The 1,909-nt window shown below is 51.3% G+C and carries 1 protein-coding gene; it reads left to right on the forward strand.

Going from position 1 to position 1,909, the window contains the following annotated elements; all coding sequences use genetic code 11:
• The first annotated feature begins 539 nt into the window (after positions 1 to 539).
• A complete protein-coding gene (gene ltrA / locus ACESMT_RS18010; protein WP_372827978.1) occupies positions 540 to 1,865 on the forward strand; it encodes a group II intron reverse transcriptase/maturase in 1,326 nt (441 codons plus the stop codon).
• The last annotated feature ends 44 nt before the right edge of the window (positions 1,866 to 1,909 follow it).

Consider the following 1,909-nt stretch of genomic DNA (forward strand, 5'->3'; position numbering starts at 1 on the left):
ACCTGTGGTTTATTGATCGCTTAGTGCGCCGAGATAAATCGGCAAAATGTTAGGGTGAAAGTCCCGACGAGGTAAAGCTGGCGGGCAGCCTCGTCCCCGAGTCATGCGCGGCTGATCGCAAGGTCTGACGTGAAGCGTTGACAGGGGTGTCTGTAGGCGAAGTATTGAGCTGCGAAATCAATGATTGGAGATGCAGATGCTGTTAAGCGAAGCAGAACGCAAAATCACATGCCCCGGTAATCCGCAAGGTGCGTGTGAATCTCCCGCAGTCGGAGACCTTAAGCATGCAGATACGCATTTTGTGCGGAACTCGGGAGGTCCCAACCAGTCCTCCAACAGTAGTCAGTGGAGGCGACATGGAGAAGGTTAATAGCCGAACGGCCATGTCCGAGGATGGGAAGTCGGATGAGTCCATAGTACCGAAGAAGCGGGTGAACAACGGGCGAAGCGGCCTGGCGGAATCTGTGGAGGGAAGGGATTCAACCAAGAGGAACACACAGCAGAACGCCAGTACCCCGACACAGAGCGGGATAAGTGCCATGTCTCGACTGCTGCGTGTGCGTCAAATTGCGGCGGATAATCGCCGCACGCAATTCACTTCGTTGTTTCATTATCTGAGCAAGGAGCTACTTTGGAGCAGTTTTTATCAGTTGAATCGTCGGTCAGCTCCGGGAGTTGATGGCGTGTCATGGACGGCATATGAGGAAGGGCTGGATGCAAGGTTGACACAACTTGCAGACAAACTCCGCCATGGCTCCTATCGGCCAAGACCTGCCCGGAGGATGTACATTCCGAAGGCAGACGGCTCTCAACGTCCACTGAGTATTCTTTGTGTGGAAGATAAGATTGTTCAACAAGCAGCAGTAACGGTAATGGAGCACATCTACGAGAAGGATTTCTTGGGCTTCTCATACGGGTTCCGCCCGGGAAGAGGCCAGCATGATGCTCTGGATGCGCTGTACGTAGGGATTACAAAGCGGAAAGTGAATTGGGTGCTGGATTTAGACCTGCGGAAGTTTTTCGACCGGGTAGAACATGATTGGCTGATCAAGTTCCTCCAGCATCGGATCAGGGATAAACGTCTGATTCGTCTGCTCACTCAATGGATGAAGGTGGGGCATTACGATGAAGATGGCAAGCATGTAAACTCGGCCCGTGGAGTCCCCCAAGGGGGCGTGATATCGCCTTTACTGGCGAATATATATCTTCACTATTGTCTGGATCTTTGGGTTAACCAATGGCGTAAGCATCCGAGTCTCGGCGATGTAATTATTGTCAGATATGCAGATGATGCGGTACTGGGATTTCAAAGAAAAGACGAGGCCGATTGCTTTCTGAAGCTACTGCATCAGCGACTGGATAAGTTTGGTCTGGAGCTTAATGCGGAGAAAACGAAGTTGATTCGTTTTGGTCGTTTTGCGCGTAGCGCTCATAGGGAACATGGATATGGTAAACCTCAGTCGTTCGATTTTCTGGGATTTACCCACAGCTGCGCTGTTAAACGGTGTGGTAAAGAGTTCTTCCTCTTAAGGCAAACGGCGAAAAGTCGTATGCGCACCACACTTCAGCAGGTAAAGGTTTGGCTGCACAAAAATCGACATAAATCCATACCGGAGCAGATGAGCTGGCTGACGCGAGTACTTCGTGGTCACTTCAATTACTTCGGCGTGCCGGGCAATGCAATGAGAATCGGTCGATTCCGGAGTGAAGCCGGAAAATACTGGTTGAAAGCACTGCGCCGCCGGAGCCAGCGTTACAACCTGATCTGGGCGAAGTTTGGTCGATTTTTCAACATGAGCATGCCAAAAGCGACAGTGCTGCATCCTTACCCGAACCAAAGATTTGGCGTTAAATACTCAAGGTAGGAGCCGTATGCGTTAGTAGCGCACGTACGGATCTGCGCAGGGGG

It is taken from the genome of Polaromonas sp., from assembly GCF_041689105.1.
In the GTDB taxonomy this organism is placed as follows: Bacteria; Pseudomonadota; Gammaproteobacteria; order Burkholderiales; family Burkholderiaceae_C; genus Polaromonas.